Source organism: bacterium (assembly GCA_035703895.1).
Lineage (GTDB): Bacteria > Sysuimicrobiota > Sysuimicrobiia > Sysuimicrobiales > Segetimicrobiaceae > Segetimicrobium.
In genome coordinates this window covers 1-18,903 of record DASSXJ010000265.1, presented here as the reverse complement: position 1 = coordinate 18,903, position 18,903 = coordinate 1, and the positions used below count along the sequence as shown (strand labels likewise).

The window sequence follows — 18,903 nt, the reverse complement described above, 5'->3', positions numbered from 1 at the left end:
GAGCGGCTTCGTGCCCTAAACTCTGGAAGCTCGAACAAGGAGGAACCGTCATGAGCAGCAAGGTTATCCTGATCACCGGCGCGTCCACCGGCTTCGGCCGCGACACCGTCGAGAGCCTGGCGCACGCTGGCCACACAGTCTTCGCCTCAATGCGCAACATCGAGGGTAAGAACAGGGCGCACGCGGAGGCACTGCGCCAACTCGCGACCGCGGAAGACCTGAGGATCACGCCGGTAGAGCTCGACGTGACCAGCGACGTCTCGGTCGACCGGGCCACCGCCGCCGTCCTCCGCGCGAGCGGCCGGATCGATGTGCTGATCAACAACGCCGCCATCGCTTCGGGGGGGGTGAGCGAGAGTTTCACCGCCGCGCAGGCGGCCGCGCTGTTCGACGTCAACGTAATCGGCGTCCACCGCGTGACCCGCGCCGCACTTCCAGCATTGCGCCGTCAGCAGGACGGGTTGGTCATCAACATCAGTTCGATCCTTGGCCGCGTCACCTTTCCGTTCTTCGGCATCTACGGCGCCTCGAAGTTCGCGGTTGAAGCGTTAACCGAGAGTTATCGCTATGAGCTCGCTCCGCTTGGCATCGAGGTCGTGCTGGTTGAACCCGGCCCCTACCCGACGCCCCTGTATTCGAGCGCCCAGCGGCCCGCCGATGCCGGGCGCGCAGCCGAATACGGACCGGTCGGCGAGATCCCTGGCGCCATGTTCCAATACCTCAGGAGCCGCTTCGAGGGACCGAACGCACCCGACCCGCATGATGTTGCCACAGCGATTATCCGCCTGATCGACATGCCGAAGGGAACCCGCCCCGAGCGGACGGTCGTCGGGGCGCCGTTTGGGGCAGATGCGGTGAACGAGCAAAGCGCGGCAGTACAGAAGCGGGTTGTCGAGGCACTCGGTCTCGGCCACCTCAATGGAGGTCCGCGATGAATTCCCCTATTTTGATGTCCTAAAGCGAATCTACGATGCGCTCGGCCGCGGCGACGTGCCCAGTCTCATGGCGCTCCTCGCGTCAGACATCGCCTGGACGGAGGCCGAGCGGGTTCCGTACTACACTGGCACGTGGCGTACGCCGCAGCAGGTGGTGGACCATCTTCTAGTGCCACTCGCGCGCGATTGGGACGGGTACTCCGCCAAGCCCGAGAGCTACGTTGCGGAGGGCGAGCGGGTGGTGGCGTTTGGGGCTTACGCTGGCACCTACAAAGCCACCGGCAAGGCGACGAGATGTGCTTGCGTTCCAATCGGGAATGCCCGGAATGGAAATCCGGTTAGGTAGCGACGTCGGTGCGGAAAGCTCGGGGGATAAAAAACGCAACCCTGATAACAGTCGCAATTATCTGTATGGAGGAGGACGGAAATGCGCAACGCATCTGCAAATGGACAGCGGTCATACGACGCCCCCGTCGGCACCGCTGCCAGGCGCGCTGAGGCTCCGACCGGGACGAGCGTCGTGTCGGACGTGCGTTTGTGGATCCCCCCAGGGAGCGAAGTCCCTCAGGCGGCCCGAAACGGCACTCCCCACGGTCGGCGGCGGTGGCTCACCAAGGGGCGGTTGCGCGGGCTCGTCGGTGTCCTGGCCGTCCTCCTCATCGGTGCCGGCGGCGTCCTCTACTGGCGCGCGAATAGTGGCTTCGTCAAGACCAACAACGCGCAGACCAACGGCGATCTCGCCGCCATCAGCCCGCGCGTGAGCGGGAATGTGCTCAGGGTGCTCGTGGAGGAGCACCAATACGTGCGCGCCGGCACCGAGCTTGTCGACATCGATCCGACCGATTCTCGTCTGGCACTCGCACAGGCCGAGGCCCAGCGCACCACCGCCTTCGCGAACGAGCAGGCGGCCGCCGCAGCCCTCACCGCCCAGCAGCAGGCGTTCGCCGCAGGGCTCAACGTGGCACAGGGCACGCTCCGGGCGCAGCAGCCGACGGTCGCGCAAGCGCGGGCGCAACTGGTGATGAACGACCAGACGACCGCGGCGGGGATCACGCAGGCACAGAAACAAGTCGCCACCGCGGAGGCCAACCTCCGCGCCACGCGGGCCCAGCTCACGACCACACAGCGCACCTACGACCGCGACAAAGCCCTCCTGACCGCCGGGGCCATCGCGACGCAACAGGTGGACATCGATACGGCCAATCTCGCCACCGCGACCGCGCAGGCGCAGGCGGCCGAGGACGCCGTGCACCAGGCGCGGTCGCAGCTCGCGTCCGCGATCGCGGCACGCCAGCAGGTCGAGGTGTCTCGCCAGGCGGTGGCCGTCAACCAGGGGCAGGTGGCGAATGCCCAAGGGCAGGTCCAGCAGGCCCAGGCGCAGGCGGCGGTGACCAGTCAGCGGGCTCATGAGCTCGCCGCCGCTCATGCTCAGGTCGCGGCCGCAGAGCAAGCGGTGCGGGTCGCCCGAGTCAATCTCAGTCGGACGGTCATCTCCGCCCCGGTCGACGGCTGGGTGACGAACAAGACGGTGCAACCCGGCCAAGTGGTCCAGCCCAACCAGCCATTGATGGCTATTACCATCCAGGGCCACCTCTGGGTAGATGCAAACACTAAGGAATCCCATCTCGGCGGCGTCCGCGTCGGCGACCCGGTGGCCATCCACATCGACGAGTTCCACGGCCACGTGTTCCACGGGCACGTGGGAAGCATCGGCAAGGCCACCGGCTCGGCGGTGGCGCTCCTGCCGCCGGACAACGCCACGGGGAACTTCATTAAGGTCGTCCAGCTCGTCCCCGTGCGGATCTACTTCGACTTCGGCCGCGGCGAAACCCAGCCCGCCATCGGCCTCTCGGCCGAGGTGGCGATCGACACACGTCACCCGGTGCGCTGATCGTGGCTACCGTTCTCGCTCCCGCCGCCGCCGTCCCCCGGAGACCTGCTGCCGGCAAATGGACGGTCTCGCTCTCTGTGCTCGTTGGCGCGCTGATGAGCACCATCGACACCAGCATTGTCAACGTGGCCCTCGTGCATATCGAGGGCACGTACGGCGTGAACGCGCAAGAGGTGACCTGGGTGAGTGCCGCCTACCTCATCTCGGTTGTCATCATGATGCCCCTGACCGCCTGGCTGAGCTCCGTGCTGGGCCGCAGGACCTTGTATCTGTACTCCGTGGCCCTCTTCACCGTGGCGTCAGGGTTCTGCGGCCTCTCGACCACGTTTGGGCAGCTCATCTTCTTCCGCGTGATTCAGGGACTGGGGGGCGGGGCGCTGCTGCCGGTCGCACAGGCGATCATTAGCGAAACATTTCCACCGGAAGAACAGGGCCAAGCGATGGGCATGTTCGGACTGATCGTCCTGCTCGGCCCCGCCCTCGGGCCGGTCCTCGGCGGCTGGCTCACGGACAGCTACGCCTGGCCGTGGATCTTCTTTATCAACCTGCCCATCGGGCCCCTCGCGCTGTTCCTCATCAGCCGGTTCGTTCAGGACCCGCCTTACATGCGCCGCCGCAGCGGCCAACACGTCGATATCATCGGCATCGGCCTGCTGGCCATCGGGCTCGCGGCGCTCGTCACCGTCCTGGAGCAGGGGGAACGCGCTGCGTGGTTCCAGAGCCCCTTTATCACCGTGACAACGGCCGTCACCGTGCTGGCGCTCGTGGCCTTCGTCCTGTGGGAGCTCCATACGCCGATGCCCGCGGCCGACCTGCGCATCCTCAAGAATGTGTCATTCGCCTCCGCGACTCTTATCGGCGGCATCGTTTGGGCAGGGTTCTTCGGGGGTTTCATTCTGCTGCCGCTGTTCCTGCAGCTCGTGCTGAACTACTCGGCGACAGAGGCCGGTCTGGCCCTGATGCCCCGGGCGCTCAGCATGTTGGTGGTCGTACCCGTTGCCGGTGCGTTCTACAATCGGGTCGGCGCGCGCGTGATGCTGTCGGGCGGACTCATCTTGACCGGCTTCGCGGGGTGGTTGATGGCGCACTACACGCTCGCTGTCGGGCCTTTGCAGCTCCTGACGGCCAACGTGATCCAGGGCGTGGGCTTCGCGTTCATGTTCGTCTCGCTCACCACCGCTGCGCTTTCGACGATCCCCCGGCCGCTGGTCCAAAGCGCGGCCGGCCTCAACAGCCTCATTCGCCAGCTCGGGGCGAGCATCGGTACGGCGGTGGTCATTACCGTACTGGATTACAAAACGACCACGGCGAGCGCGGAGCTGGTTCGGTACGCGAACATCTACAATCCCATCTTCCGCCAATGGTGGCAGACCTACCAAAACGGGTTCCTCGCCCACGGAAACGATCCGTTCACGGCGCATCAACGGGCGGTCGCGGTGCTTCAGGGCCTCATCTATCAGCAGGCGACCATGGTGGCATATGCCTACGACTTCGCGCTGCTCGGGGTGCTGTTTGCCCTCTGCCTGCCCCTCGTCGCCCTTGTTCGCAGCGGTAGAACACAGCCCGGGAGCCACGTAGCCGAGATGTGAGAGGGATCAATCATGCGCGTGCGATTAACCGGATAGTCCGTTGCACGGTTGAACGCGGTCTTCAGGAGTGAGTTCAGTGAGTGCACCTTCAGGGGAGGAACAACGATGTCTGCCGAAGCAACAGCAACTCCAGGTGGAACGCTCTTTCTTCAAGGGGGAGTGACGGCGCGCCTTAGGCGGCCTTGGAAGCTCCTGGCCGTGGCCCTCCCGGCGCTGTTTCCGTTGCTTGTGGTCACCATCGCGCTCGGGACGTGGCTGGCCGTAACGCGCACCGCGAGCCTTCCGCCCCAACAGTGGATCGGGACCTGGCAGGTTGTGATCGTTCCGTTCGCACTCTGGCTACTGGTGGTTTCGGTGCTGGCACGTACCCGCTTCTACGACGCACACCCGGCGATTCCACTCGGTGTACTGCTTACGCCCGCCATCGGCCTGTTCCTACTCACGCGTTTGGCACACCTGCCTCAACTCCTCGACGCGACCCCTAAGTCGTGGCTGATCGGGCTCCAGGTCGCCCGTCTGGTTGGCGGGGTCTTCTTGCTGGTCTGGCTGAGCCGCGAGGTTCGGAAACCGTGGTTCAACGTCGTGGGCGGCAGCCTCGACCTGTTCGTTGGCGCCACCGCGCTGCCAGTTGCATGGTGGCTGTCATTAGGGTCGGCCGCCGCACTCGCGGTCGCTGTTGCCTGGAACATCATTGGTCTGCTCGACTTCGTTCTGGCGGTTGGGATCTCGGCGACGGTGAAGGGCGCCGGGCCGAGCAGCTACTTGGTTTCGCCGAGCACACCCGTCGTGGCCGCATTCAAGCCAACGATCCTCGGGATCGTTGCGTTCGCCCCGCTTGTGATCACGGTCCACGTGCTCTCGCTCTGGCAGCTGCTGGGTCACTAAGAACAGGCAAGGGGGTTCGAGGAACCACCTTGTAATGGCGGGGACTTCTGGGCATTCATCACATTATTGCCATAGCTGGCGATCCCCAGCAAAAACGAAGTAATTGTAAAGCGAAATATTAGAGGAGCCCGCGATGGAGGGTCACCAGGTCGTTCGAGACATGACGATCCACATCCGAAACGCGGGCGCGCGTGATCGCGACGCGATTCGAGACGTCACCCTGGCAGCGTATGAAGAATACGCCGCGGTCGTGCCCGAACCGTTTTGGATCGCCTACCGGCGCAGGCTGCTCGAGACGCTCGACGACGATGGACCGGCGGAGCGGATCGTGGCGGAGCGGCAGGGCGCCATCGTGGGCAGCGTCCTTCTCTTTCCGTCCGACGCGAATGCGTACGGTCGCTCCGCCCCCGGCGGAGAGTGCCCCGAAGTGCGGCTGCTCGCCGTACGTCCGGACGCGCGTGGCCAGGGTGTCGGGCTTGCGCTCATGGAGGAGTGCATGCACCGGGCGCGCCGCGCCGGCGCGCAGGCACTCGGCCTGCACACGATGGACTTCATGGTGACCGCCGTGCGCATGTACACGCGGATGGGCTTCGTGCGCATGCCTCCCCTCGACTTCAGTCCAGCTCCGGGCGTCCTGGTCAAGGGGTATCGCCTCGATCTGATGACGCCGCCGGCCATCGCGAGATGACGACCCGCGGGTCGGTTACGCGAACCCGAACTCGCGCTCCGTGACCGTGAGGTTGAACACACGGCTGAACAGCACCAGCGCGGTGCCCGTGACTACCAGGTTTTGGTGACACATGGGCCGCCATGATAGTACCGACGAACAGATAAGTGCTACTCGCCCGCGCAGTTCGCCATCTCGAGGCCTGCCCGGGTCGCCGCCATCGCGGCTGCGGGGGGCGGGATATCTGTGTCGAGGTTCTCCATGCGAAGGAAGTCAGGGTCGTCGCCGGCCGCCGCGGCGACCCGATCGATATTGAAGCCCGGGATCTCCTGGAGACGCCGCACGCTCATCAGGATCCTCCTACTCTCGCCCCGGTCCAGCGTAACCCGCAACGCCACCCACGGGAAGGGGCGGACAGAAGAACGCCGTGGTCTCGGCGCAGCTTCCTACCCCTGGGGCGGCGCTTGGGCGAGCAGGACGATCTCCGCACCGACGCTTGCCAGCGCCGTCACCACACCGGCACCAGCGCCTGCAACGATACTCGTTCCCCACTCAGGCGCAGCACGAACTTTTGGGATCTGCCCTGTCCCCTCAAACATTCCGAAGCCACCTCCCCGACATCACCATGCTGATGCGTGGGCTTCGCAACCGAGTCGAAGCCGCGTCACGCACCCCTTTGAAACCCCGCGATTCGCGCCGGTGACCAATACAATGCCGGCCATCCGATACCGTGCCTCCCGCGATGGCAGCCGTGCCTGACTTCTAGGAGTGAACGCGGACGGGCAGATGGCCACGTGTTCTGGCACAACTGAAGCGTTTCCCTCTCAGTCGCTTGACCTCTTAAGGCGTCCGTCCCCCAGGTAGACGAGTTCGGACGCGGGGAATTTTATCGAGGCAGCACCCGCAATACTGGAATGGAGGGACACAATCATGAGCACGCTCGTCATCGCGACGGAGCCGGCGCTGCTGATTGCGCGTCACGGTTCCACATGGTCGGTCGAGGAGCATCTGAAAGGCGAATCCTCAGAGTGCCTGGCCGTGGATTTCGAAAAACCAGGTCGGATGTACTGCGGGACCTGGGGTCATGGCTTGTGGCGCAGTGATGACGCCGGTCGAACGTGGAATCCGGTTGGCGCGGGCATCGCCCACGACGAGATCACCGCCGTTGCCGTCAGCCCGTCAGAGCGCGGCATCGTCTACGCGGGCACCGAGCCGAGCGCGGTCTTCCGCTCGGAGAATGGGGGGGAGACCTGGCACGAGCTGTCAGGGCTGCTGGCGCTTCCCTCATCGCGCTCGTGGAGTTTCCCGCCCCGCCCGGAGACTCACCACGTACGCTGGATCGAACCCGACCCCGCTACCGTCGGGCGAGTGTTCGTCGCGATCGAAGCCGGTGCGCTCGTCCGGACGCTGGACGGTGGCCGGACCTGGCTGGACCGGGTTCGCGAGGGACCATTCGACACGCACACCGCGGCCACGCACAGAATGGCACCGGGCCGGGTGTACGCGGCGGCCGGAGATGGCTATTTCGAGACCAGCGATGCGGGCGAAAGCTGGGCGAGCCAGGTGGAGGGACTGCGGCACGGCTACCTGGTGGGCATTGCCGTGGATCCCGCGGACCCGGAGGGCGTTCTTGTGTCTGCAGCGTCCGGACCCTTTGTGGCCTACAGCCCGCGTCGGGCGGAGGCGTACGTCTACCGGAAGACGGCGCGGGGGTCCTTTCAGACGGCGATGGAGGGGCTGCCGGAGGGTCGGGGCACGATTGCCAGCCGCTTCGCCACGCCAGGTGCGCCGGGTGTCATGTATGCGGCGAACAACCATGGGGTCTTCCTTACGCCGGACGCGGGGCGGAGTTGGACGGCGTTGGAGATTCCCTGGCCGAATGGTGCCTTCGCTCATGGCGTCGAAGCGCTGGTCTGCCTACCGGATTGAGAAGGCGGGAGACCGCGCTGACCGGTGGGAGTCGAGGGCGGTGTCAGAGAAATCGGCTGCCAACGCGGCCGTGCCGAACATATGGGGTCTCAGAATGACACGAGCAGGCCTTCGCGTGGACCGCAGGGCCAGAGTCCGGGCGAAAAACTGGGCTGGGCACCTCTGATAGAAGGAGTGCAGGCACCAAAACGGAAATCCCGGCATACCACTACTCAAATGGGACAATTTGGGGAATGCTCGTACGTTCGCTCAGCCGCAGGACCTACGTGAAACGATGCGGAGGCGGGGCAAGCACCTCGGACGACCCAGCCAGACCCAGAGCCAGAACTTCAACGAGCGGTGGCAGGCGCTCGAAGCCAAGGTGCGCTCCGGTGAGGTAACCCGTTCGGAGGCGGCTCGGACGCTCGGGGTGGGACGGGCGACCATCGGCAGGCTGCTTGCCCAAAGGGTGCTCGATTCTGGGACACTGGAACCCGCTATTTTACGGGCTTTGTGAACGGCGGACAGGTGCCCGTAAGGAAGTCCTTTTGGGCAGATTCTCTATTCCCGTTGGGTCTGATCCGAGCACGTGTACCTGCGCCTCCCGGGCAAGTCTGATCTAGTTCACAAGTTGGGAGCGCTTTTCATAGCTCGAGCCTCCGGAGGATTTGCCGTGGGCAGCACATAAGACGTAGCGGGATAACGAAAGCCGCAAATGTCTTTTATCCCATTTCACCCGAGGACATGATCGACGCCATACGCCATATCCTGATAAACCGACACGTTTCTTTTAAATCAGATTCCGTTATACGTGGCGCCACGAAGGACAGCAAGGGGCAAACCTGACCGAAGGGCGTCCAACACCGCGCCACGAAGAGGTGAGTAAATGGCGGCCTCAAAGCGCAGGGTCACCTCCTCCGCACAGCTTCTCGGACGGCTGGGTGGCTACGCCAGAGCCTCCCGGATGACCGCTAAGGAGAGGTCCGTGGGCGCCCAACGAGCCATCAAGGCCAGATGGCGCCGCTGGCGCGAGCGCCACCGGAGGACGCCGCCGAGAGCCCGAGGGACGTTACCTTTTACGCTTCTGTCGGATCCTGCACCCTTGATCGGTCGTGATCGTGAGCTGGAGATCCTCCGGCGGCACCTGCTCGGCGGGACCGTGCGGCTACTTACGGTCGCGGGGCCGGGCGGCGTCGGCAAAACTCGGTTGGCCCTCGCCGCGGCCCGCACCGCAGAGACGGCCTTTCCCGACGGCGTCTGGTTCGTCGATCTCGTCCCGCTCAGGGATCCCACTCACCTCGATGCCGCGATTGCAAAGGCGCTCCACCTCGAAGAGATCGGGACCCGAACCCCGCTCGAGCGAGTCACCGCATACTTGAGGGTCCGCCGCGTTTTGCTGGTCCTGGACAACTTCGAGCACGTCCTGCCCGCGGCAACCCAGGTCGCCGAGTTGATGGCCGCCTGCCCGCAGATAAAGGTGCTCGTTACGAGCCGCGAGCCGTTGAGACTTCGCCTGGAGCATCGGATGGTCTTGGCGGGTCTCGCGTTGCCCGATCTCGCACGGCCGACGCCCCAGGGGGTCGCCCAAGCCGCGTCAGCGGCGCTCTTTCTGGAGCGGGCGAGGTTAGTTCAGCCGGAGTTTACGCTCTCGCCGACGGATGCCTCGGCCGTTGCCGAGCTGGTCCACCGGCTCGATGGCATGCCCCTGGCCATCCAGATCACGGCCGCCCACAGCAACGTTCTATCGCCTACAGCGATGCTGACACGATTGCAGGGGCAGGCTCTGCTTTCGAGGGAAGAAACCCGCGACGTGCCGGCCCGGCATCATACCCTCCGGGACGCGATCGAATGGAGCCATGCTTTATTAGATAACAACGAGCAAGTCCTATTTCGGCGGTTAGCTGTGTTCGACAGAGGGTGGACACTCGACGCCGCGGAGGAGATTGTTCAGAACCCGGACCCGGGCTCTCCCTTCTGGCGCGCACTGGGGTCGCTCGTGGACAAGAGCTTGGTGCAGAGCCAAAGCGGCGGAGAGCGGCGGTACCGGATGCTGGAGACGATCCGCGAGTACGCGCTGGAGCGCCTAAAAGCGAGCGGCGAGTTTGACGATATCCGGCACCGGCACGCCGTGTACTACCTCGCCCTGGCCGAGCGCGCTGAACCGGAGTTGTGGGGTCCGCAGGAACGGGCGTGGCTGCACCGGGTGGAGCGGGAACATGAAAACTTCCTGGGGGCGCTGCGGTGGGCCACGCACCGTGGAGATGGCGAAACAGCTATGCGCCTGGGCGGAGCGCTCGCCTGCTACTGGTGGGTACTCGGCTATCTGCGGGAGGGGCGCCGGCGGTTGGAGGAGGCGCTTGGGCTGAGCCCGGACGGCCCTTCGCGGTTTCGCTCGAGGGCGCTCGTGGGGGCCGCCACACTGGCGGCATCGCTAGGCGACCAATCGGCGGCAATGCGGTTTATCCTGCAAGCGTTCGAGCTCGCTGAGATCATCGGGGAACCAGACGCGGTAACCAGCGCTATCTGCCGGCTCTGCCTATGCGCGATTCTCGAAAGCGACCCACGGGCAGCCCAGGTGTTGGGGGAGCGGATGCTTGTCCTGCTGTCCCGAGGTGTCGAGGATCCGCGGTGGCAGGCCCACGGGCTGTTCAAGTTGGCATGGGGGCGGATGCTCCTCGACGATCTCGAGGGAGCCGAGGCCGCCCTCACCGAGAGCCTCGAACTCGCCCGCACAGATGGAAACAGGCGTCTGACAGCGGCCGTCACAAGCGACCTCGCCCGCGTCAAACTCAAGCAAGGAGACAACGTCCGTGCCGCTGCCCTGGCGGCGACCGCGCTAACGGTGGCTCTGGAGGAAGAGCATGTGCGCGCGCTTTGGGTTGCCGTGGTGACAGCCGCCTTGGTCTGCGGCCACCAGGGGGACCTCGACCGCTCCGCCCGCCTGCTGGCCGCGGCTGAGGTGTGGAGTGAGACGACGGGTGACGTGATTGTCTTTGGACCCCGCATTAGAGACGAGAAAGAAAAGATCAACGCCCAAGCACGTGATGAATTGGGAGAAATAGCATATCGCGCGGCGGTGACGGAGGGACGCGCGCTGTCGGTGGACGAGATGGTAGCTTTTGCGCGGGCCGGCCTTGAACCGCTCACGAGCACCGGTTCGGGCAGCACGACCGCGACCGGCGGCGCACGGCCTCGCACGTTCCTTAGCGAGCGCGAACAGGCGGTCTTGCGGCTCATCGCCGAGGGGTTGATAAACAAGCAAATCGCGACCTCGCTCGGCATCGGAGAACGGACGGTGAAGAGCCACCTGTCATCCGCCATGAACAAACTGGGCGTGGACAATCGCGCGCACGCCGCCGCTACGGCGATCCAACGCGGCCTATTATAGTAGCCCGGACGCAGCCCACTGCGCGAATAGCCATCGGTTTAACGCCACTCGTACGACTGTCCGACCCTTCGACCAATTTGAAACCGTCGAGGTAGCATCGGCGGGCGAGGCGTCCTGGCGGAAGAGGCTCATGGCACCATCGTCTCGCCTTCGACGTTGGGTACTTCCGGCCGCCCCCGCATCTCTTCCCCAAGCCTCTTTCTATCCGACTTGAGCGCGATTCATCCCACGAGGTGCGCTTCAGTTCGCCCACCGGGAGACGGTCGATTAACCAGGCGTTCTTGCTTGAGCAAGCGGCAGACGTGTACAACGTGATGACAAACACGGTTCGGCCTCGGAAATAACCTCGCGAGGATGAGGCCCGAAGATCACGGGCACGTGCTGTTATTAGGCACCTTGAGGAGGCTCAGCCAGTCGGCCCGTTCGGACGCTGCCCGCTGGCCCGAACGGACGATGAATGTAGTCGCCGAGTGTGGCATCCTCGAGCAACGATGCGCCGTCAACTACGCCTTCAGCGAGAAGAGCGCGGACTGGGTTGATCGCAAATGTCAGGAATGAGCTCGGACATCTGTCAGAAAGGGGGGTCAACATTATGTCAACCACGAAGACTATCAGCAACATCACCGCCCCAACGCAGTTCCTCCAAGTGAAAAACGAGAGATATGCCTACCGCCGTTTTGGGAAGGGCTCCGGACATCCACTGCTGTTTCTTCAGCACTTCCAGGGGACGCTAGACAATTGGGATCCCGCCGTCACTGACCCGCTGGCATCGGGACGAGAAGTCATTCTGTTCGAAAGCGCAGGGGTAGGACGGTCCACTGGTAAGGTGCCCGGAACTGTAGCCGGCATGGCGACGCATGCCTTGGCTTTCCTGGACGGCCTGGAAGTGGATACCTGCGACGTCCTCGGATTCTCGCTTGGCGGGATGGTCGCGCAGCAAATGGTGCAGGATCGCCCCTCGATCTTTCGGAGGATGATCCTCGTTGGCACCGCTCCGCGAGGCGGAGAAGATGTCATGCACCTCGAGAAACCCAGGCTGGCCAAGTACATCGGTGATCCGAATCTTCGAGGATACGCGGTTCTGCCGAAGATCTTCTTTGCGCTGACCGAGTCGAGCCAGGCAGCGGGTGAGGCATTTATCGAAAGGCTTGCGCAACGGAAGGAGGATCTTGAGCCGGCCTCGAGACCGGAGGTCGCCGCCGCTCAAATGGCGGCGTTTCGTGAGTGGGAGCAATTCACGGGCGAGCGCTTCGCCAACCTAAAGAACATCCGTCAGCCAACCCTTGTCGTGAACGGTATCCATGACGAAATGATTCCTGTCCGAAACTCCTACTGGTTGAGCGAAAACCAGCCTAACGCCGTCCTTTTGACGTATCCCGACTCCGGGCATGGCTCTCTCTTCCAATTTCACGAGTCCTTTACGCGGCAGGCGACAGCGTTTCTAGCTTCCGACTCTCCGTTCGCGGCCTACTGAGCTCAAGACAGCCGCCGGCGTCATGAGAGTCATCCCTCATCAGGTCAATCGGTTGGTCATCGAGGTCACCGATCCATTCGAGGCCTTCCGCCAACGTTACGAGGACGCCGTGCCACAGTTCGATCGCGAAAGATTCGCCGGGCTCGTTCTGAAGCGCGCCGGTTGGGACGAAGTGCTGGCCGTGACCGAGGCGGCCGCACCACACGGGTTTCTGATCTACTGGAGCTCGGACGTGACACCCCTGATGGCTCTCGCGGGCGACGGCGGACGATGCGTGCAATACTTGATGGGCAATCACACGATCGCGGAGCGCATGTATCGCCACGATCCGGCCGTGATGCTCTATGCGCCTTTGCGGACGGCCATCTGCACGGGGCCCGACGATCGTACATACTTCGTCGTCGACCAACCCAGCACGGTCTTTTCCAGTTTCGGCGTCCGTGAGATCACCGAGGTTGGCAGGGAGCTTGATCGAAAGCTCGCCGGGCTCCTGAAAGCCCTAGGGGTACCGGTTCCGGACGTCCTCGCCGAGAAATGAAGACGTTCATGTCCACCAACGCAACTCAGTTGACCGCTCAGAATCAGACCATCGAAGCGGCCAAAATGAAAGGCTTCGAGACGGCGATGGCGCGCTTGTCGTTCCGCGAGGATGAAATAGCGGTGGGTGGGGCGCAAATGAAAGCCACCTATAGAGTAGCGGAAGTCCCCGCACCGGGCACGCTGCGTGTGGTGGAAGGGCCAATCCCCGAGCCGGGGAGCCGGCCAGGTTCGGATTCGGGTGGAGGCATGTGGCGGCTGGCACACTGATGCGGCGATTGTCATGGGCCGCTGCCCTGGCCCGACTCTGCTGGAGCGCCCGGGATCCTTTGTATCAAGACTCCGAAAGAGGAGCTTCAAATGACGAGCAAACGTGTGGTGCCTGCCGAAGAGGCGTGGGGCCCGTCCACGACGACGGATTATTCGGTGTGCTTTGTCGTGAACGGCGTCAAGCATCGGCTCATGCTTGACGCCCGTGTCACACTGCTTGATGCCCTTCGCGAACACCTGCATCTGACAGGGACGAAGAAGGGGTGCGACCACGGCCAGTGCGGCGCCTGCACTGTCCTGATCAATGGCCGGCGCATCAACTCCTGCCTGACCCTGGCTGTCATGCATGAGGGGGACGAGGTCGTGACGATCGAGGGGCTCGGCTCGCCAGCCGCCCTGCACCCTTTGCAAGCCGCCTTCGTCGAGCGCGACGGCTTCCAATGCGGGTACTGCACCCCCGGCCAGATCTGTTCAGCCGTGGGCATGCTGGCCGAGGTGAAGGCCGGGTGGCCCAGCCACGTCACCACCGATGTGGCGACCCCAGAGATCACATTGACGGACGCAGAGATCCGCGAGCGGATGAGCGGCAACATCTGCCGGTGCGCGGCGTATCCGAACATCGTGGCTGCCATCCGGGATGTGGCAGGAGGGACGCGCCGATGAGGGCCTTCACCTACGAGCGCGCGCCGGACGCGCAGGCGGCGGTCGCCGCCGCATCCATGCCCGGCGCGAAGTACATCAGCGGGGGCACCAATCTGCTCGACCTGATGAAGCTCGAGATCGAGCAGCCAACGCACCTGGTCGACATCAGCCGGTTGCCCTTTAAAGCGATCGCCGAGTTGCCGGGCGGCGGCCTGCGGATCGGAGCGCAGGCGGCCAACTCCGACGTCACCGCCGATCGGCGAGTACGAACCCGCTACGCGGTCCTTTCCCAGGCGCTGCTCGCCGGCGCCTCCGGCCAGTTGCGGAACAAGGCGTCCATCGGCGGGAACCTGGTGCAGCGCACCCGCTGCCCCTACTTCTACGACACGGCGGCAGACTGCAACAAACGGGATCCGGGGTCTGGCTGCGCGGCCATCGGCGGTTTCAACCGGATTCACGCCATCCTGGGGGCGAGCGACGCCTGCATCGCTACCCACCCCTCGGACATGGCCGTGGCGCTGACGGCGCTCGAGGCGCAGATCGAGTTGCTCGGCGCGGACCAGACCACCCGTCGCGTCGCCATCGGAGACTTCTATCGTCTCCCCGGCGACACGCCGCACACCGAGACGGTCCTCGGCCCGGGCGAGATGATCACGGGCGTAACCCTGCCTCCTCCACCGCCGGGCCGGCAGATCTACCGCAAGGTGCGCGATCGGGCATCGTACGAATTCGCGTTGGTGTCTGTGGCGGCCATCATCGCAGCCAACGAGGGGAGGATCACCGCGGCCCGCGTCGCGTTTGGCGGCGTCGCACCCAAACCGTGGCGTTCGGTCGAGGCGGAGGCCGCTCTGACAGGCCGTCCGGCCACGATGGCTACTTTTCGTGAGGCAGCGGAGGTCGCCATGGTAGACGCCGTGGGCCGAGGTCAGAACGACTTCAAGATCGACCTGGCCAAGCGGACACTCTGTCGTACCCTGGCGCAAGCGGCTCAGGCAGGGTGAGGAGACCACCATGACAGTGATCGGGCAGCCCCTCAACCGCGTCGACGGCCCTTTGAAGGTCACCGGCCAGGCCGCCTACGCTTACGAGCACTGGGAGGCGGGCCAGCCGCTCTACGGCGTCATCGTCACGGCCACAATTGGTCGCGGCCGCATCCGGGAAATCGATATATCTCACGCAGAGCGATCGCCGGGAGTCCGCGCCGTCGTCACCCATCAGAATGCACCGCCTCAAGGCGCCCGTGACGACTCGATCCCGTGGTCGTACTGGCGCGCTCGTCCAACCCTCAGCAGTCCAGATATCTCCCATTACGGCGAGGCTGTCGCACTTGTCGTCGCCATCACGCTCGAACAGGCACAAGCAGCGGCAAGCCTTGTGCACATTGTGTACGCGGTCGAGGCGGGACATTTTGACCTCGCTGCAGGTAACGAGCGGGCGTACGCACCCAAACACTTGATTTCGTGGCTGCCAATCGTGCCAACCGACAGCGTGGTGGGCGATTTCGAGCCGGCGTTCGAAAGCGCTGCGGTCAAGGTCGACCAGGACTACCACACGCCATATTGGTTCTCCCAGCCCATGGAGCCGAATGCGTGCCTGGCCGTGCCACGCGGGGACGACCTCCTGGTGCATGTCGGCACCCAGATCGTCGATGCTGCCCGCGCCTCGCTGGCCGGCACGCTGAAGATCGATCCGCAGAGAATCCAGGTCGTGAGCCCCTACGTGGGGGGCGGTTTCGGATCCAAGCTGAGTATCCATTCCGAGACTATCTTGGCTGCGCTCGCCGCGCGCCAGCTGAAGCAGCCGGTGAAGGTCGCATTGACGCGGCGGCAGATCTTCCATGATGTGGGCGTGCGCCCAACGTCGACTCAGCGGGTCCGCCTGGGCGCGGGGCGGGATGGCCGATTCGTTGCCATCGCTCACGAAGCAACCATGCATACCAACCCGCAAGAGGAATTCGTCGAAACGAGTGCCGTTGCAACGCGCAGCCTTTACGCCGCACCCAATCGACTGACCCGACACCGTTTGATTCCCCTGGATATGCTGCGAGGAGAGGATGTGCGCGCGCCCGGCGAAGCGCCTGGTCTCTTGGCGCTTGAGTCAGCGGTGGACGAGCTCGCTCACACACTCGGGATGGATCCCATCGAGCTGCGCATCCGGAACGAGCCCACAGTCGACCCGGAGCAAGGTGTGCCGTACTCGGAGCGACGTGTGGTTGAATGCCTGCGCGAAGGAGCGAGGCGATTCAACTGGCAGCGCCGACAGGCACGACCTGCAAGCGTACGCGACGGCCGATGGCTCGTTGGCTTCGGTGTTGCGGCTGCCATTCGCGCCCATCCGCAGGTGCCTGCGAAAGCACGGGTCCGAGTGGAGCCGGATGGCACCGGCGTCGTGCTGTCGGATATGACGGATATCGGAACCGGGACCTACACGATTCTCACTCAGGTCGCAGCTGACAGGCTCGGGCTGCCGCTCGATCGAGTGCGCGTCGAGCTCGGTCGCTCTGACCTCCCGGCCAGCATGGGATCGGGCGGCTCGTGGGGCGCGAGCAGCTCGAGCATCGCCGTCTATCGTGCCTGTGACGCGCTGCGTGAGAAGTTGCAGGCTGCGGCACGCACCGACGTGCGGTCCCCTCTGCATGCTCTGGACAGCAAGGACGCCGCATTCTCGGATGGGCGGATAGCCGTGGGGGACGCATCCGAGTCCGTCTCCGACCTGGTTGCGCGCAATCACCCCGATGGCCTCGAGGCGGATGGGGAAAGCACCCCGATGTGGGCCGACCCGAACTTCGGTAGCCACTCGATCCATACGTATGGCGCTCATTTTGCCGAGGTCGGTGTGGACGCCGATACGGGAGAGATCCGGCTTCGACAGATGCTCGGTGTCTTTTCGCCCGGTCGCGTTCTGAACGCCAAAACGGCGCGTTCTCAGCTCATTGGCGGCATGACGTTTGGAATCGGGATGGCGCTGCTCGAAGAGGCCGTGGTCGACCTGCGCTCCGGCGCATTCGTCAACTGCGATCTGGCCGGGTACCTGGTACCGGTCCACGCGGACATTCCAGTGATAGATGCGGTGATCCTCGACGGATTCGATGACAAGGCCAATGTGCTTGGCGTGAAAGGGCTTGGTGAGCTGGGAATCTGCGGCGCCGGGGCCGCCGTCGGAAATGCGGTGTTCAACGCGACGGGGGTTCGTGTGCGAGATTTCCCTATCACGCTGGACAAGGTGCTGCCCGGCTTGCCGCTCGTGGACGTTTGAATCGCACGACCCAATCGTCACTGCTAATGTCGACACCGTTAAATCGGAGGAAGAGGGAGGAGATGGAGATGTGGACAGGGACGACGTTCAATCTTATTCGGAGAGAGATCAGTACCAGCCGCCCGTTTAACGAAGTCGTCGCGGCGATCGAGGATAGGGTTCCGCTCATTGTACCGGAGTTTAACGGTTCGCTGCTTGGTCGCGACACCCAGGAGGCTCTCGCGGCCCAGCGCATTGACAGCGGTGAGCTGAGGCGTCGGATCGAGGCGCGCCTGGGTTCGAGCGGGATGCTCTTGATTATGAAGGTCGAACATGACGTCATCCTGAGCCACTTCGGAAGAAAGAATCGCAGCGTTCAATACGCTATCGGCAATCCACTGATTTCCAAGGACGCCTTCGATGCCACCCCCAAGGCCTGCCTGTATGCGCCTCTCAAAATTGCCGTTCTAGAGAATGAGAAGGATGGTTCGACCTCCGTCATGTTTGATAGCCCCGAATCGCTGATGGGGTCCTTTGGGTCAGACGCTGCGCGGAAAATTGGGGATTCGCTGGATCAGAAGATGGTCGAGCTAGGTGAACAGGTGCTATAGGTGGCGCAGACGGTACAAAACCGCGAAATAGTCTGTTCACGAACATGCTTGTGTAGATAAGAGCACGGTTTCGGTGCGGGCGGTCCGCTCTGAGGAGATAAATATGGAATCGAAAATGGTAGAGCTGCTGGAGGATACACAACGAGCGTTTGAGGCCTAGTCGGGCGAGCGAATGCTTTCTGAGATGGTTGCAAAAGCGAGGAGCTGCAAGTAGTTTTTTTGGTAGAAAATGTCCGTTTAGAAATTACATTTATCCAAAGGGGGGGGCTGATGAACGCCAATGTTCTGACGACAAGAGTAGCCGATGGAATTGCGATCATTACACTGGGCAGCACGAGGCGCATTTATTTCGACGAGGAGATGGGCGACGCGCTCACCGCGGCGCTGGACAGATTCGCGGGCGATGCCAACGTTCGTGTTGTCGTCGTGACTGGCGGCGCACCCGGTTATTTTATTCGCCATTATTCCATCGCTGCGCTTATCCGCCTCGCAGAGTCCCTGCGCGCGTCCGGTCGCGAGTGGCCCGAGAACGCGACCTACAATGGGGGGTTCCTAGACAAGGCGATCGCGCTGTGCGAGAGCATGCCAAAACCTGTAATCGCCGCCATTTCCGGCACAGCCCTGGCCGGTGGATTCGAGTTCGCGCTCTCCTGCGATCTTCGTATCGCTGAGGATGGAGACTACCTGATCGGATTCCTGGAGCCGCACCTTGGACTCGTTCCCGGCGCTGGCGGCACGCAAAGGCTGCCACGCACCATCGGAACGCCAGCCGCGCTCATGCACATCCTCATGGGCGATCCCCTCACTCCACGTGAAGCCGAAAGGAAGGGACTGGTGCACGAAACCGTCAGCGGCAAGGCTCTCGATCGCGC

The 18,903-nt window shown here is 63.8% G+C and carries 19 protein-coding genes; 17 read left to right on the top strand and 2 right to left on the bottom strand.

Annotation, left to right across the window (positions count from 1 at the left end; genetic code table 11):
- Window positions 1-50: 50 nt before the first annotated feature.
- The 6 genes from VFP86_17705 (at window position 51) to VFP86_17680 (ending at window position 5,988) form a co-directional block, all read left to right on the top strand.
- A complete protein-coding gene (locus VFP86_17705) occupies window positions 51-935 on the top strand; it encodes an SDR family oxidoreductase (GenBank protein HET9001480.1) in 885 nt (294 codons plus the stop codon).
- A complete protein-coding gene (locus tag VFP86_17700; GenBank protein ID HET9001479.1) occupies window positions 919-1,281 on the top strand; it encodes a nuclear transport factor 2 family protein in 363 nt (120 codons plus the stop codon). The genes VFP86_17705 and VFP86_17700 overlap by 17 nt, the downstream gene beginning before the upstream one ends.
- A gap of 174 nt (window positions 1,282-1,455) precedes the next feature.
- On the top strand, window positions 1,456-2,826 hold the full coding sequence (locus VFP86_17695) for an HlyD family secretion protein (protein HET9001478.1): 1,371 nt from the start codon (window positions 1,456-1,458) through the stop codon (window positions 2,824-2,826).
- A 2-nt stretch (window positions 2,827-2,828) separates the two neighbouring features.
- Window positions 2,829-4,415 (top strand): DHA2 family efflux MFS transporter permease subunit, encoded by a 1,587-nt coding sequence (locus VFP86_17690; GenBank protein ID HET9001477.1) that lies wholly within the window; start codon window positions 2,829-2,831, stop codon window positions 4,413-4,415.
- Window positions 4,416-4,520: 105 nt separating this feature from the next.
- A complete protein-coding gene (locus VFP86_17685; protein ID HET9001476.1) occupies window positions 4,521-5,300 on the top strand; it encodes a hypothetical protein in 780 nt (259 codons plus the stop codon).
- Window positions 5,301-5,433: 133 nt separating this feature from the next.
- On the top strand, window positions 5,434-5,988 hold the full coding sequence (locus VFP86_17680) for a GNAT family N-acetyltransferase (protein HET9001475.1): 555 nt from the start codon (window positions 5,434-5,436) through the stop codon (window positions 5,986-5,988).
- A 149-nt stretch (window positions 5,989-6,137) separates the two neighbouring features.
- On the opposite strand, the gene VFP86_17675 is transcribed toward VFP86_17680, so the two are convergent.
- Complete coding sequence (locus VFP86_17675; GenBank protein ID HET9001474.1) at window positions 6,138-6,317, bottom strand: hypothetical protein; 180 nt, start codon at window positions 6,315-6,317, stop codon at window positions 6,138-6,140.
- 96 nt (window positions 6,318-6,413) lie between these two features.
- Entirely contained in the window at window positions 6,414-6,566 is a 153-nt protein-coding gene (locus VFP86_17670) for a hypothetical protein (protein HET9001473.1), read from the bottom strand.
- A gap of 331 nt (window positions 6,567-6,897) precedes the next feature.
- Between VFP86_17670 and VFP86_17665 the strand changes: the two genes are divergently transcribed.
- From VFP86_17665 to VFP86_17615, 11 genes are all read left to right on the top strand, one after another.
- Entirely contained in the window at window positions 6,898-7,896 is a 999-nt protein-coding gene (locus VFP86_17665) for a hypothetical protein (protein HET9001472.1), read from the top strand.
- Between the two features lie 274 nt (window positions 7,897-8,170).
- Window positions 8,171-8,392 (top strand): hypothetical protein, encoded by a 222-nt coding sequence (locus tag VFP86_17660; GenBank protein HET9001471.1) that lies wholly within the window; start codon window positions 8,171-8,173, stop codon window positions 8,390-8,392.
- A gap of 585 nt (window positions 8,393-8,977) precedes the next feature.
- Window positions 8,978-11,263 carry a LuxR C-terminal-related transcriptional regulator gene (locus VFP86_17655; GenBank protein HET9001470.1) on the top strand — a complete coding sequence of 762 codons (2,286 nt, stop codon included), beginning with the start codon at window positions 8,978-8,980 and terminating at the stop codon, window positions 11,261-11,263.
- A gap of 535 nt (window positions 11,264-11,798) precedes the next feature.
- Window positions 11,799-12,737 (top strand): alpha/beta hydrolase, encoded by a 939-nt coding sequence (locus VFP86_17650; GenBank protein HET9001469.1) that lies wholly within the window; start codon window positions 11,799-11,801, stop codon window positions 12,735-12,737.
- 22 nt (window positions 12,738-12,759) lie between these two features.
- Window positions 12,760-13,275, top strand: a complete 516-nt coding sequence (locus tag VFP86_17645) for a DUF302 domain-containing protein (protein ID HET9001468.1) — start codon at window positions 12,760-12,762, stop codon at window positions 13,273-13,275.
- Window positions 13,272-13,544 carry a hypothetical protein gene (locus tag VFP86_17640; GenBank protein HET9001467.1) on the top strand — a complete coding sequence of 91 codons (273 nt, stop codon included), beginning with the start codon at window positions 13,272-13,274 and terminating at the stop codon, window positions 13,542-13,544. Before VFP86_17645 ends, VFP86_17640 begins: the two co-directional genes overlap by 4 nt.
- A gap of 90 nt (window positions 13,545-13,634) precedes the next feature.
- Window positions 13,635-14,207 (top strand): 2Fe-2S iron-sulfur cluster-binding protein, encoded by a 573-nt coding sequence (locus VFP86_17635; protein HET9001466.1) that lies wholly within the window; start codon window positions 13,635-13,637, stop codon window positions 14,205-14,207.
- Window positions 14,204-15,187: a xanthine dehydrogenase family protein subunit M gene (locus VFP86_17630; GenBank protein ID HET9001465.1), complete on the top strand. Its 984-nt coding sequence runs from the start codon at window positions 14,204-14,206 to the stop codon at window positions 15,185-15,187. Before VFP86_17635 ends, VFP86_17630 begins: the two co-directional genes overlap by 4 nt.
- Before the next feature lie 10 nt (window positions 15,188-15,197).
- Window positions 15,198-17,441 carry a xanthine dehydrogenase family protein molybdopterin-binding subunit gene (locus tag VFP86_17625; protein ID HET9001464.1) on the top strand — a complete coding sequence of 748 codons (2,244 nt, stop codon included), beginning with the start codon at window positions 15,198-15,200 and terminating at the stop codon, window positions 17,439-17,441.
- 68 nt (window positions 17,442-17,509) lie between these two features.
- On the top strand, window positions 17,510-18,031 hold the full coding sequence (locus VFP86_17620) for a DUF302 domain-containing protein (GenBank protein HET9001463.1): 522 nt from the start codon (window positions 17,510-17,512) through the stop codon (window positions 18,029-18,031).
- 270 nt (window positions 18,032-18,301) lie between these two features.
- The coding region (locus VFP86_17615; protein ID HET9001462.1) for an enoyl-CoA hydratase/isomerase family protein at window positions 18,302-18,903 on the top strand (602 nt) is incomplete at its 3' end.